Genomic DNA, 13,055 nt, shown 5'->3' with positions numbered 1-13,055 from the left:
CACCACACGGCGCGTGGGTGGCCTGGGCGCGCTTCGCCCGGTTCACGTCAATCATCGGTTCTCTCTTGGGGGCCGCGCACCGGAGCCAGCATCGACGACGCAAGCAGCGCGCGTGTATACGGATGGGACGGCGCATGCAGCACGTCGAGCGTATCGCCCTCCTCGACCACGCGCCCCGCCTTCATCACGACGATCCGATGGGCCATCGCACGCATCACCGCGAGATCGTGCGTGATAAACAGGTAGCTCAATTTGTACTTCTTTTGCAGATTCGTCAGCAGATTCAGCACCTGCTTCTGGATCGACACGTCGAGCGCGCTCGTCGGTTCGTCCAGCACCAGCAATTCGGGCTCCACCGCCAGCGCACGTGCGATCGCGATCCGCTGCCGCTGGCCGCCGGAGAATTCGTGCGGATAACGCAGCATCGACTCGGCCGCCAGGCCGACCTCCTGAAGCAGCACGGCGATTCGTGCGCGGCGTGCGTCCCCGGCCACCTGCGGCCGGTGCACGGCGAGCCCCTCGCCGACGATCTGCTCGACCGTCATCCGCGGCGACAGCGAGCCGAACGGGTCCTGGAACACGACCTGCATCCTGCCGTACAGCGCGCGCCTGCCCCCCGTCGTCCGCAGCGCGTCCAGCGGCATGCCGTCGATCTCGATCGAGCCGGCCGCCGGCCGCTGCAGGCCGAGCACCGTCGCCGCAAGCGTCGATTTCCCCGAGCCCGACTCGCCGACGATCCCGAGCGTTTCGCCGCGCCTCAGGTTCAGCTTCACGTCGTGCACCGCCCGGAACGTCGTCTTGCCGAGCACCGCGCGCCAGCCCTTCGCCGCGATGCGGTAGTCGACGGCGAGGTCCTGCACGTCGAGGATCGTCGGTGCGCCAGCCGCGACCGGCTCGACGTTCCGCTGCGGCGCGCTGTCGAGCAGCCGGCGCGTATAGACGTGCTGCGGCGCGGCGAACAGCGCGTCGGTCGTGTTCGTCTCCACGAGCACGCCCTGCTCCATCACGGCCACGCGCTGTGCAAAGCGCCGCACGAGATTCAGGTCATGCGTGATCAGCAGCACGGCCATCCCGCGCGCGGCCGCCTCCTGCTCCTGCAATTCGATCAGCAGATCGACGATCTGCTGGCGCACCGTCACGTCGAGCGCCGTCGTCGGCTCGTCCGCCAGCAACAGCCGCGGCCGGCACGCCAGCGCCATCGCGATCATCGCGCGCTGCCGCTGCCCGCCCGACAACTGATGCGGAAAGCTGTCGATACGCCGCTCCGGCTCCGGGATACCGGTGCGCCGCAGCAGCGCGATCCCCCGCTCGCGCGCGTCGCCCGGCCGCAGCCCCTCGTGCAGCCGCAGGCTCTCGGCGATCTGCTTGCCGATCGTATACAGCGGATTCAGCGCGGTCATCGGTTCCTGGAACACCATCGCGATGTCGGCGCCGCGAATCCCGCGCATCTGCTGTTCGGACTTCGCGAGCAGGTCCTCGCCGTCGAACAGCATCCGTCCCGACAGCGTTGCGTGCTGCGCGAGGCGCAGTATCGACAGCGCCGTCACGCTCTTGCCCGACCCGGATTCGCCGACGAGCGCCACGCGCTCGCCGCGCCCGATCGACAGGCTCAGGTCCTGTACGGCCGCCTTCGCGCCGAAGCGTGCCGAAAACCCGTCGATCTGCAGCAACGCGTTCGCCATCATCGCCCCCCGCCGAACGCCGAGCCGCGCGAGCGCGTATCGAGCGCGTTGCGCAGTGCGTCGCCCATGAACGTGAGCAGCAGCAGCGTGACGACCAGCGCCGCGAACGCGGAGATCGAGATCCACCACGCGTCGAGGTAGTTCTTGCCTTCCTGCAGCAGCTCGCCGAGGCTCGGCGTCGGCGGCTGCACGCCGAGGCCGAGGAAGTCGAGGCTCGTCAGCGACAGGATCGCCGCGCTCATCCGGAACGGCAGGAACGTGATCACCGGCGTCAGGCTGTTCGGCAGCACGTGCCGCCACATGATCTGCCAGTTCGATAGCCCCATCGTGCGCGCGGCCTTCACGTAGTCGAGCGCGCGGTTGCGCAGGAACTCCGCGCGCACGTAATCGGACAGCACGAGCCAGCCGAACATCGACAGCAGGACGAACAGCAGCCACAGCGACGGCGTGAAGATCGACGCGAAGATGATCAGCAGGTACAGGTCCGGCAACGCGCTCCAGATCTCGATCAGGCGCTGCCCGACCAGGTCGGTGCGGCCGCCGTAGAAGCCCTGCAGCGCGCCCGTCAGCACGCCGACCAGCACCCCCGACACGGTCAGCGCGAACGCCATCAGCACCGACAGCCGGAACCCGTACAGCAGCCGCGCGAGCACGTCGCGCCCGAACTGGTCGGTGCCGAGCCAGTTGCTCGCCGACGGCGGCGCCGGATACGGCTGCGATGCGAAGTAGTCGATCGTGTCGTAGCGATAGCGGTTCGGCGGATAGACCGCGAAATTGCCGTGCGACTCGAGCTTCGCGCGCATGTAGGGATCGAGATAGTTCGTCTTCGCGGGAAAGTCGCCGCCGAACGCGGTCTCCGGATAGTCCTTCACGATCGGAAAGTAATAGTGCCCGTCGTAGCGCACGAGCAGCGGCCGGTCGTTCGACAGGCCGTCGGCACACAGGCTGAGCACGAACAGCGCCATGAAGATCACGAGGCTTGCATAGCCGAGCGGCTGCGCGCGAAAGCGCTGCCACGTGCGCCGCCACGGCGACGGCGACGGCGCGCACGCGGGATCAGTGGTCCAGGCGGCTGAACTGGATACGGGGGTCGACGACGACATAGCAGATATCCGCGATGAGCTTGGTCAGCAGACCGATCAGGGTGAACAGGAACAGCGAGCCGAGCACGACCGGATAGTCGCGGCGGATCACCGAGTCGTACGACAGTTGCCCCATCCCGTCGAGCGAGAACAGCGTCTCGATCAGCAGGTTGCCGTTCAGGAACGCGCCGACGAATGCCGCCGGCAGCCCGGTGAGCAGCGGAATTGCCGCATTGCGCAGCACGTGCTTCCACAGCACGTCGCGCTCCGGCGCTCCCTTCGCGCGCGCGGTCAGCACGTACTGCCGGCCGATTTCCTCGAGGAACGTGTTCTTCGTCAGGATCGTGACGATCGCGAAATTGCCGATCACCGCCGCGGTCACCGGCATCGCGATGTGCCACAGATAGTCGAGCGTCCTGCCGATCAGCGTCAGGTCGTCGAAGTTGTCCGACGTGAGCCCGCGCATCGGAAACACCTGCCAGAACGTGCCGCCGCCGAACAGCATCAGCAGCAGCACGCCGAGCACGAAACCCGGCACCGCATAGCCGGTCAGCACCAGCACGCTCGTCACGGTGTCGAACCGCGAGCCGTTGCGCACCGCCTTCGCGATGCCGAGCGGTACCGACACGAGATAGGTGAGGATCACCGTCCACAGCCCGAGCGTGATCGACACCGGCAGCTTCGACCGGATCACCGCCCACACGCTGCGGTGCGCGAAGTAGGACTGGCCGAGGTCGAAGGTCGCATAGCTTTTCAACATCAGCAGATAGCGCTCGAGCGGCGGCTTGTCGAAGCCGAACTGCTTGCGGATCTGCTCGATCTGCTGCGGATCGACGCCCTGGCTGCCGTGGTAGCCGCCCCCGCCTCCGCCCGCCTCGCCCCCGTGCGCGCTGCCGTGGCGCAGCTGCGCGAGCACCTGCTCCACCGGGCCGCCCGGCACGAACTGCGTGACCGCGAACGTGATCGTCACCACCCCGATCAGCGTCGGGATCATCAGCAGCAGCCGCCTGAATATGTATGTCAGCATCGTCGCTCCCCGTCAGGCCGCCGGAGCGGGTCGTGCCGCCGGCTTCTTCACGTACCAGTAGTCGATGATCCAGTCCTCGTACTGATAGGAGTCCGGCACGATCGCCGGGTGGCCGAGCGTCGCCTTGTACGCGATCCGCGCGTTCGGCAGGTAGTACTGCGGGATCAGCGCGTACAGGTTGATCAGCACGCGGTCGAGCGCGTGCGTGGCCGTTTCGAGATCGTCGAGCGTGTCGGCCGCGAGCGCCGCCCGAATCAGCGCATCGACGGCCTTCGACTTCACGCCCGGATAGTTCTCCGAGCCCGGCTGCGACGCGGCCGCGCTGCCGAAACGGCGCGTCAGCTCCGCGCCCGGGATCGTCACGGGCAAGTAGATGTACGTCGTCATGTCGTACTCGAAATTGTCGAGCCGCTTCTGGTAGAGCGCGCTGTCGATCTCGTGCAGATACGCGTGGATGCCGAGCGTCGCGAGCGCCTGCGTGTACGGCAGGATCAGGCGGTCCATGCCGGGCTGGTCGTCGATGATCTCGATCGTCATCGGCGTGCCGTTCGCGTCGCGCAGCGCGCCGTCGCGGTAGCGCCAGCCGGCCTGCGCGAGCAGGTCGCGCGCTTCCTTCAGGTTCGCGCGCAGAGAGCCGGGCGGCAGCGTCGACGGCTGGCCGACCATCGGCCCGAACACCGCCGGCGGCAGCGTCGACCGGAAGGGTTCGAGCAGCGCGAGCTCCTTGGCGCTCGGCACGCCGGACGCCGCGAACGGGCTCGCCTCCCAGAAGCTGCTGGTGCGGCGATACTGCCCGTAGAACATCATCCGGCTCATCCAGTCGAAGTCGAACGCCAGCGCGAGCGCATGCCGTACACGCACGTCCTGGAACATCGGCTTGCGCATGTTCATCAGGAAACCCTGCATCTGCGCGGGGCCGTCCGGGAATTCCCCCTTCTTCAGCATGCCGTTGCGGAAATTCTTGCCGACGTACTTGCGAGCCCACTGCGTCGAGCTGTATTCCATCCGCGCGTCGACATCGCCGGCCTTGAACGCCTCGAGCGACGTGTACTGGTCCAGGTACAGCTTGAACGACACGTGGGCGAAACGAAACATCCCGCGCCGCGACGGAAGGTTCGCGGCCCAGTAGTGCGGGTTGCGCACGTAGCGGATCTGCTTGTCGTTCTTGCGCTGCTCGATCAGGTACGGACCGCTCGCGATGGGCGGCACGGTCGCGAGCTGGTCGAACGGCGGCCGCGTGCCGTCCGCGCGTTGCCCCCATTTCGGCGAGAACACCGGCAGGTCGCCCGCGATCAGCGCCGCGTCGCGCTCCGCGTGCTTGAATTCGAAGCGGATCGCATGACTGTCGACCACGACCGCACGCTTGATGATCGAGAACTGCGCGTTGTAGATCGGCGACGCCTGCGGGCTCGTCAGCGTGTCGAACGAATACTTGACGTCTGCCGCGGTGATCGCGTCGCCGTTCGAGAAGCGCGCGGCCGGGTTGATGTGGAACGTCGCGGACAGCCGGTCCGGTGCGACCTCGACATCGTCGGCGATCAGCGCGTATTCGGACGCGAGTTCGTCCCAGCTGCGCTGCATCAGCGTGTCGAACATCAGGTTCTTGATGTCCGGCGCGGGCGAGCCGCGCACGAGGAACGGATTCAGCGAATCGTAGCTTTGCGCTTCGTCGTAGTTTTCGAAATTCAGCGTGCCGGTGTCCGGCGCATCCGCATCCGCGTAATCGAAATGCGTGAAGTCCGGCGGATATTTCGGCTGGTCGTATTGCGAAATCGCCGACACCGCGAACGCGGCCCGCGGCATGGCGCCGGCCGACGCGAGCAGCACAGCACATGCGAGCAGCACGGCGCGCGTGCCGTTGCCCATCAGGTATGCATGGCGCGGCACATGTGCCCCTCGCCATTTCAACAGTGTCATGGTCAGTCTGTCCGGAAGCGTGCGGGCGCGATGCCTGCGCGCGGTCGATGCCTGTGCCGGACACGGCATGCCGCCCGCGTCCCGCTGGTAATTCGTGCTGCAAACGATCCGACAAGCTGCGCCGTCGCGGCCCCGTTCGCAGACCGTCGTGGCGCCAGGCGAAAAAAGGCCGCTCCAAAGAAAGGGGGGGGACGTGGAGCGGCCGGTCTAAAGCCTGTCAGTACATCGCGATCGCCGTCAGAACTTGTACGTCGCGCCGATCTGCGCGAAGCGGCCGATGTACGAATACACCGACGTGTCGTACCCGCTCTGGCTCAGCGTGCCGTTCGCGAAGATCGGATCGTACGGCGGCGTGCGGTTGAAGATGTTGTCGATGCCACCGTAGATCGTCCAGTTCTTGAAGCCCGTGTACGTCAGCATCAGGTTGAACTGGCTGTACGAACCGACCTTCGGCGGCTCCGGCAGCAGGTTCTGCGCGTATGGGCCCGTGAACTGCCACGTCAGCGCCGCATCGAACTTGCGATAGTTCCAGTCCAGCGTCGTGTTGCCGCGCCAGCGCGGAAAGCTGCCGCCGAACGGCTGCGTGATCGTGAAGTTGTTGCCCGCGCCGTTTATCGGTGCGCCGCCCGGGAAGCCGATCTTGTAGCTGTTGATGTACGCCCAGTCGCCCGACAGCGTGAGCATGCCCCAGCCCTTGAGCGGCAGCCCCTGGCGGAACGTGCCTTCGAAGCCGTTCGTGTCGAGGTAGCCGAGGTTCTGGTACGGAATCACCTTGTACAGCAACTGGCCCGTCGTCGGATCGGTCACGACCTGCGACGGCTTGCCCTGGCCGATCACGTTGTCGATGCGGATCTTGTACCAGTCGAAGCCGATATCCGTGTAGCGGCTCGGCGAAACCTGGAAGCCGATGTTGAAGTTGCGCGTACGCTCCGGCGCGAGATTCGGGTTGCCGACCGTGATCGACGTGTAGTTCTGGCCGGTGGCCGGGTCGACCTGGATGCCGAGCGTCTGCGACTTGCTGTCCTCGACGAAGGTCGGCGCGCGGAAGCCGCGGTTGTACGACGTATACAGCGTGAGCGCCTTGATCGGCTGGTAGCGCAGCGCGAAGCGCGGCGAGAACGCACCGCCCACGTCCGTGTAGTGGTCGTAGCGACCTGCCTGGCTGAACGTCAGGTTCTCCAGGATCGGCACGTTGATCTGGTAATAGACGGCCGCGACGTTGCGCGCGCCGTTCACTGTCTGCAGATCGGGCGAGATCACCGCGCCGCTCAGGTATTCGGAGCCCGGTGTCAGCGTTTCGCTCTGGTGCGTGAACTGCGCGCCGAAGCCGATGCCGACGTCACCGGTCGGCAGGTGGAACAGGTTCGGCGTCGACAGCGTCGCGTCGATCGTGTCGAGCTTCGAGATGCCGAGGTTGTTCGCTTCCTGGTACAGGCCGTTGAACGCGTTCGGCGTCGCCGCCGGATTCGCGAAATTCAGCGTGCCGTTCTGGTAGATGTTGTTCAACGCGTTCACGTTCAGCTGGTTCGTGAACACGTTCGATACGGTGCTCTGCGAATGGCTGACCGAGGTCGCCCAGTCCCAGTCGCCGTACGGTAGCGTGAACGAACCCTTGATACCGGCCGACGCGCGCCAGTAGTTGGCCCAGGTCTTCTGCGCGACCGTGTTCGGGAACGCGTAGGTCAACGGCGTCGCCGCGCCCGTCGTGTTGTACGGGTTGGTCACCGGTACGACCGTGTTGAACGGCGACAGCAACTGCGTCTGCGGATTCCACACCAGCGCCGGATTCTGCGGGTTGCCGATCACGTTGTTCCACAGGCCGTTGTTGGTCGTGGTGGTGTTGTAGCTCTCGAGGAAATCCGCGAAGGCCGTCGTCGTGTCGTTGATCTTGAAGTCGCCATGCAGCTTCGCATTCAGACGTTCGGTCATCGGCAGGATCGACGTGCTTTCGGCCGTGTTGTACGAGCAGATCGTGCCCGGCAGGCCGGCCGACAGCGAGTTCGGCGCGGCCGGTCGGACCGCCCCGCCGAACGGGCAGCCGCTCAGCGCCTGCGCACTGCCGTCGGGCATGTTCCAGTAGGACGGCGCGAGCAGCGAAAAGCCGCCCGGCTTGCCCGTGAAGTCCTGGTTGCGGGTCGAATCGCGATCAGCAAGGGTAAAACCGTTCGACTTGTAGTAGCTGAGCGCCGCCGTCACGTTGAAGCGGTCGGCGTTCAGGTCGCCGAAGCCGCCGAGCACGCCGAACTTCGTCGTGCCGTCGCCGTTGCCGGCGTTGATTGCGCTGCCGATGCTGCCGTCGAGCTGCAGCCCGCGGAAATTGTGTTTCGTGATGATGTTGACGACGCCGCCGATCGCGTCCGACCCGTATTGCGACACCGCGCCCGTCTTCACGATTTCGATGCGCTCGATGTCGTTGAGCGGCAGCGTGTTGAGGTCGAAGAACGAATCGACGCTGTTCGAGAAGAACGCATACGGTGCCACACGCTGGCCGTCGATCAACACGAGCGTGTATTTCTCGGACAGGCCGCGCAGCGCGATGCCGGCCGCGCCGGCCGCGAAGTTGCCCGACTGCCCTTCGCCCCAACTGTTCGCCGAGTTGGCCGTCGCATTGCGCAGGAAGTCGGCGACGGTCACCGCGCCGCTGCTCTGGATTTCCTTCGGCGTGATCGTCTGCACCTGCTGGAAACCGGTCTTGTCGGCCTGCCGGATCAGCGAACCCGTCACTTCGAATCGCTTGATCTGCGCGACCTTGCCCTGCCCGTTCGAGCCGGGTGTGGCAGGCGTCGCCTCGGGTGCCGCACCGGACGCCGCGGCACCCGTTGCAGCGGCGGCATCCGGCGTGCCGCCCGCTTCCTGTGCGACGGTCACGGGCGCGCCGTTCGCGACCGCATCCGCGATCGCGACGGCGCCCGGCGCCGGCTGGCTCTGGGCGAACGCCGGCGGCACCAGTGCGGCCGTCAGCGCCAGTTCCGCCCAGACTATCCTCTTGATGGCCAACGCCAAAACTCTCTGCTTCATCTTGTTCCCTCTCGCTCGTAGTAAGACCCCACCTGCAGTGCGCCGGAACCTTGTGAATTCCTTGCGCGTCCTGGGCGCCGGTGTATCGGAACCCGCGATTGCCACTCTTCCGACTGCCACGACTCCAACGGATCGGCCTCGGGGCACCCGTGCCTGTCAGCACCACCGTCTTTTATGATTTTGTTTCGTCATACTTATTACCTACATTGAGCGCACTTCCCTGCTACCTCCCGATTCGATGGACGGCGAATCCTGCTGGCGACGAGCATGTCTCGCGCGCCGTACCGCATGCCATCCACTGTCGATCGGGTACTTCTCCTTCATCGCGGCGCGCAGCGCCGGCCGCCCCCGGCTAGAACAACCTCGGCGTGCCGACCCAGACGATTACCGCCTCTTCATCGGCCGTGTTGCGCCACGCATGCGGCATCGTCGATTCGTAATGCGCGGTATCGCCCTCGTTCAGCGTGAGCGTGCAATCCTCGAGGGTCAGCGCGACCTGCCCGCGCATCACATAGACGAACTCCTCGCCCGCATGCGTCGTCATCTCGGACGGCGACTGCCCCGCCGGCATCCGGACGAGAATCGCTTCGAGCTTGCGGCCATCCACCAGATTCGTCAGCCTGGCGAACTGGCTGGCCGAGTTCGCGAACTGGAAATACTGCAGCGCGTTCCTGCGGCACACCGAGCGCGCTTCCGTCGGCGTGTCGATGAAATACTGCATCGTCACGCCCAGCGCCTTCGCGATCCGGACCAGCGACGTGATCGACGGCGTTGCCCGCCCGCGCTCGACCTGCGACAGGAACGGTTTCGAAATGCCGGCGATCGTGGACGTTTCGTCGAGCGTGAGTTTCAGGCGCTGGCGCAGCGCCCGGATCTTGTTGCCGAGCGACACGGCGACGAGCACCGACTCATCAGGGGGCAAAACCATGGAAAGTCGGAGCCTCGCAGTCGAAATCGATTTGATGTCGGCGATCCTTGACCGATGCGATGACGCGATCGGCCCGGCGCGATACCCGGCTGCGCGCTGCCGCTGCGTGCAGGCGGCGCGCGGCGCAGCGCGGCACCGTCGCCGCACGGTCGAGCGGCCTTCGGATATTTCATTCGGTTTACTAACTAACAAGGCTGCCCCTTTTCTTCGTTAACCTGACCGTCAGGCACTCGTGCTGCCGTACTGCCGCGGCGGCCCGCCGCTTTTCGACCTCGCCCGTGTTGCGCGCCGTCGCCCCCTTCCGTTGCGTTACCGGGACGCCACCGCCGTCCAGAGTTTTGCCAGGTCGCCGGAACCGTCGGCTCCCTTGACCGTACGCAGCACCTGGACCGCGCGCGCCTTCTGACCGGCCACGTAGTACGCCTCGCCGAGCCGCAGCCGCGCCGCGTCGGGATGCTCGAGCCCGCCCTTCGCGATCGCCTGCTCCATCATCGGTAAGCCCTGCTGCGCGTGGCCCGCAAAGACGAGGTTCATGCCCGCGTCGATCGGCGCCGCCGGCGTGGCGGCGTCCCCGCCCGGTTGCGCGCGCTTGGCGGCGAGCGCCTGCAGCCGCTTCTCGCGGTCCGCCTGCGCGTCCTTGCCGAGTACGCCGGACGCGAACCCCTGGTCGATCACTTGCTTGCCTTCGGCGGGAGACCCTGCAACCAGCGCGAGCTGCGTCATCTCCATGTACGCGTCGGCCGTCGCGAGCGACCCCGTCGCCCGGCGCAACCGGTAGATGTCGAGGTCGAGCGACGACAGATACCCGGGGTTGCCGCGAATGGCCGTGACCATTTCGTCCCAGTACGCAGGGCTCGGGTGGTAGGCCACCAGCAGCCCGAGCGCACCACGGTATGCGCTGCCGTCCTTCACTTTCTGCGCGCACGTCGCGAGCATCTGCAACTGCCCTTCATCCGGTGCGTGTCCGCCATTCGCCTGCGCGTCCGTGCTCGCCTTCAACTGGCTCACGACCGGCGCGCAATCGTTCGACAGGTAATACGACTGCGTGAGCAGCGTGCGCATTTCCGGATCCGCCCCGCCGACCTTCAGGTAGCGCTGCGCGGTCCGGATCGCCAGCGGGTAGTTCTTCTGCTGGAAGTAGATGCCGGCGAGCGCCGCCGTCGTCCGCTGCTCGTCCTCGCCCGACAGCCGCCCCGAGTTCAGCACGGTCTCATACGCCTGCGCGGCCGTGCCGGACTCGCCGGCCGCCATCGCCGCCGCACCGCGCATCTCTTCCACCATGTACGTTTCGTACGGCGTCCGGCTGGGCACGGCGGCGGCCTGGGCGATCTTGCCGAGCGCCTCGCGATACTTGTGCGCCCGGTACAGCTCCTGCGCTGCCGCCAGCGGTTTCGCCACGTCCGGCCGCAGCGCGTCCGCCGGCAGCGCCGGCCGGCCGAGCATGCATGCCGCGCCGAGCGCGGTCACCGCCATCATCCGTTTCCATCGTCGCTGGTTCATCGGCTCGTCCGTTCCGTCATTGCATGAACTGCTCGTTGCCGATCAGGCCGATCTTGGTCGCGCCCACGCGTTGCGCGGATGCCAGCACGGCCGCCACGTCCTTGTACGGCACCAGCTTGTTGGGCCGCAGATGGATCTCCGCCTGCACGGGTTCCGCCGCCACCTGGGTCAGCTTCGCCTCGAGCGCCGCGCGGTCCGGCACCGGTGCGCCGTTCCACGTCGTCGTGCCGTCGAAGTCGATGTCGATCTGCACGATTTCCGGCGGTGTCGCCGGCGGCGGCGGATTGCCCACCGGCAAATCCATCTTCACCGAATGCATCTGAATCGGGATCGTGATGATCAGCATGATCAGCAACACCAGCATCACGTCGATCAGTGGCGTGGTGTTGATGTCGACCATCACGTCCGGTTCCGCATTGCCTCCGCCCGAAGGCACGTTCATTCCCATCGTCGACTCCTGTCGATCAGCGTTAGTGCTTCAGCACTTACTCCTGCCCCATGCTTCGCATCTGATCCCATGCTTCGCAGCAATTCCCGTGCGACGCTAGCCGCCGCGCGCCGGCGGCTCCGTAATGAATGACACCTTCGCGATACCCGCCCGCTCGCACATCGTGATGACCCGGCCGATGAACTCGTAGCGCGTGTTCTGGTCGCCCCGCACGTGGACGCTCGGCTGCGGCTGCTGCTGCGACACGCCCTTCAGCTTCGCGAGCAGCGTCGACGCATCCACCAGTTGCTCGCCCCAGAAGAAATCGCCATCGCGGTTCACCGCGATCTCGATGCTTTTCGGCGTCGTCTGCAGCGGCTGCACCGTCTCTTTCGGAAGCTGAAGCTGGATCGTGTGCGTCACGACCGGAATCGTGATCAGAAAGATGATCAGCAACACCAGCATCACGTCGACGAGCGGCGTCGTGTTGATGTTGGCGATCACCTCGTCGCTATCGTCCTGCCCGACGTTCATGGCCATCGCGCGTCTCCGTCAGCCGATCAGTTCGCGAGCGATGCCGCCGGCGCCGACGCGCGCACCGGGCGCCGGTTGCCGGCCAGCAGCACCGTGTGCAGTTGCGCGCCGAAGTTGCGGACGCGTTCCATCACGGACTTGTTGCGCCGGACCAGGAAGTTGTAGCCGAGCACCGCCGGCACCGCGACGGCAAGGCCGATTGCGGTCATGATGAGCGCCTCGCCCACCGGGCCCGCGACCTTGTCGATCGACGCCTGGCCCGCGATGCCGATCGCCGTCAGCGCGTGATAAATCCCCCAGACCGTGCCGAACAGCCCCACGAACGGGGCCGTCGAGCCTACCGTGGCCAGAAAAGCGAGCCCGTCCTGCATCCGGTTCGACACGTTCGTGATCGAGCGCTCGACCGATACGTCGATCCACGTGTTGCGATCCACTGCTTCCAGCAGTGCGTCTTCGTGATGCTCGCCGGCCTCGATCGCCGTTTCGGCGATGAAGCGGAACGGCGATGCCTCGTCGAGCAGCCTGGCGCCCTCCGCCAGCGACGGCGCGGACCAGAGCTGGGCGTCCGCCAGCTTTGCGCGACGATTCGCGCGCAACTGTTCCAGGAACTTGGTGATCATGATGTACCAGCTTCCCATCGACATGATCACCAGCAGGATCAGCACGAAACGCGCGACGAAGTCGCCGTTCTTCCATAGCGCGCCCAGGCCGTACGGATTCTCGACCGCTTCCGTCGTGGCCGGCGCGGGCGGCGGCGCCGGCTCGGCGGCGGCCGGTGCCGGCGTGGCCGACGGCGTCGCGGCCTGCGCCGACGTGCCGGCCGCCCCGCTTGCCTGCGCATGAGCGAGCCGCGGTGCAACGAACCCGTCGACTACCGCGACGGACATCAATATGCTTGCCGCCAGCGCGGCCAGTGAACGCTTCGTCATACCCCACTCCA

10 protein-coding genes are annotated in these 13,055 nt (G+C 66.3%); all 10 read right to left on the bottom strand.

The window, feature by feature from the left end:
* Positions 1–47 precede the first annotated feature (47 nt).
* A complete protein-coding gene (locus AC3WLY_RS28735; protein WP_492308910.1) occupies positions 48–1,682 on the bottom strand; it encodes an ABC transporter ATP-binding protein in 1,635 nt (544 codons plus the stop codon).
* Positions 1,682–2,785, bottom strand: a complete 1,104-nt coding sequence (locus tag AC3WLY_RS28730; RefSeq protein WP_492308875.1) for an ABC transporter permease — start codon at positions 2,783–2,785, stop codon at positions 1,682–1,684. The genes AC3WLY_RS28735 and AC3WLY_RS28730 overlap by 1 nt, the downstream gene beginning before the upstream one ends.
* Positions 2,739–3,791, bottom strand: a complete 1,053-nt coding sequence (locus AC3WLY_RS28725) for a microcin C ABC transporter permease YejB (protein ID WP_175961361.1) — start codon at positions 3,789–3,791, stop codon at positions 2,739–2,741. Before AC3WLY_RS28725 ends, AC3WLY_RS28730 begins: the two co-directional genes overlap by 47 nt.
* Before the next feature lie 12 nt (positions 3,792–3,803).
* A complete protein-coding gene (locus AC3WLY_RS28720) occupies positions 3,804–5,708 on the bottom strand; it encodes an ABC transporter substrate-binding protein (protein ID WP_310143055.1) in 1,905 nt (634 codons plus the stop codon).
* 237 nt (positions 5,709–5,945) lie between these two features.
* The gene (locus tag AC3WLY_RS28715) at positions 5,946–8,726 is read right to left on the bottom strand and encodes a TonB-dependent receptor domain-containing protein (RefSeq protein ID WP_310143058.1); all 2,781 of its coding nucleotides are present in this window, start codon (positions 8,724–8,726) and stop codon (positions 5,946–5,948) included.
* Positions 8,727–9,078: 352 nt separating this feature from the next.
* Positions 9,079–9,654, bottom strand: a complete 576-nt coding sequence (locus AC3WLY_RS28710; RefSeq protein ID WP_310143060.1) for a helix-turn-helix domain-containing protein — start codon at positions 9,652–9,654, stop codon at positions 9,079–9,081.
* A 309-nt stretch (positions 9,655–9,963) separates the two neighbouring features.
* The gene (locus AC3WLY_RS28705; RefSeq protein WP_425132280.1) at positions 9,964–11,154 is read right to left on the bottom strand and encodes a tetratricopeptide repeat protein; all 1,191 of its coding nucleotides are present in this window, start codon (positions 11,152–11,154) and stop codon (positions 9,964–9,966) included.
* Between the two features lie 16 nt (positions 11,155–11,170).
* The gene (locus tag AC3WLY_RS28700; RefSeq protein WP_072441201.1) at positions 11,171–11,602 is read right to left on the bottom strand and encodes an ExbD/TolR family protein; all 432 of its coding nucleotides are present in this window, start codon (positions 11,600–11,602) and stop codon (positions 11,171–11,173) included.
* 96 nt (positions 11,603–11,698) lie between these two features.
* The gene (locus tag AC3WLY_RS28695; protein ID WP_175961355.1) at positions 11,699–12,121 is read right to left on the bottom strand and encodes an ExbD/TolR family protein; all 423 of its coding nucleotides are present in this window, start codon (positions 12,119–12,121) and stop codon (positions 11,699–11,701) included.
* A gap of 20 nt (positions 12,122–12,141) precedes the next feature.
* Positions 12,142–13,044, bottom strand: a complete 903-nt coding sequence (locus tag AC3WLY_RS28690) for a MotA/TolQ/ExbB proton channel family protein (RefSeq protein ID WP_492308877.1) — start codon at positions 13,042–13,044, stop codon at positions 12,142–12,144.
* Positions 13,045–13,055: the final 11 nt, after the last annotated feature.

This window comes from Burkholderia sp. FW306-1C-G01B, assembly GCF_058781685.1.
The sequence above is the reverse complement of the archived record's forward strand: the minus strand, read 5'-3'. Positions and strand labels throughout refer to the sequence as shown.

What these genes read in the sequence shown, in the direction of transcription:
- AC3WLY_RS28735 (WP_492308910.1), bottom strand. Translation starts at nt 1,682, where the DNA reads ATGGCGAACGCGTTGCTGCAGATCGACGGGTTTTCGGCACGCTTCGGC.
- AC3WLY_RS28730 (WP_492308875.1), bottom strand. Translation starts at nt 2,785, where the DNA reads ATGTCGTCGTCGACCCCCGTATCCAGTTCAGCCGCCTGGACCACTGAT.
- AC3WLY_RS28725 (WP_175961361.1), bottom strand. Translation starts at nt 3,791, where the DNA reads ATGCTGACATACATATTCAGGCGGCTGCTGCTGATGATCCCGACGCTG.
- AC3WLY_RS28720 (WP_310143055.1), bottom strand. Translation starts at nt 5,708, where the DNA reads ATGACACTGTTGAAATGGCGAGGGGCACATGTGCCGCGCCATGCATAC.
- AC3WLY_RS28715 (WP_310143058.1), bottom strand. Translation starts at nt 8,726, where the DNA reads ATGAAGCAGAGAGTTTTGGCGTTGGCCATCAAGAGGATAGTCTGGGCG.
- AC3WLY_RS28710 (WP_310143060.1), bottom strand. Translation starts at nt 9,654, where the DNA reads ATGGTTTTGCCCCCTGATGAGTCGGTGCTCGTCGCCGTGTCGCTCGGC.
- AC3WLY_RS28705 (WP_425132280.1), bottom strand. Translation starts at nt 11,154, where the DNA reads ATGAACCAGCGACGATGGAAACGGATGATGGCGGTGACCGCGCTCGGC.
- AC3WLY_RS28700 (WP_072441201.1), bottom strand. Translation starts at nt 11,602, where the DNA reads ATGGGAATGAACGTGCCTTCGGGCGGAGGCAATGCGGAACCGGACGTG.
- AC3WLY_RS28695 (WP_175961355.1), bottom strand. Translation starts at nt 12,121, where the DNA reads ATGGCCATGAACGTCGGGCAGGACGATAGCGACGAGGTGATCGCCAAC.
- AC3WLY_RS28690 (WP_492308877.1), bottom strand. Translation starts at nt 13,044, where the DNA reads ATGACGAAGCGTTCACTGGCCGCGCTGGCGGCAAGCATATTGATGTCC.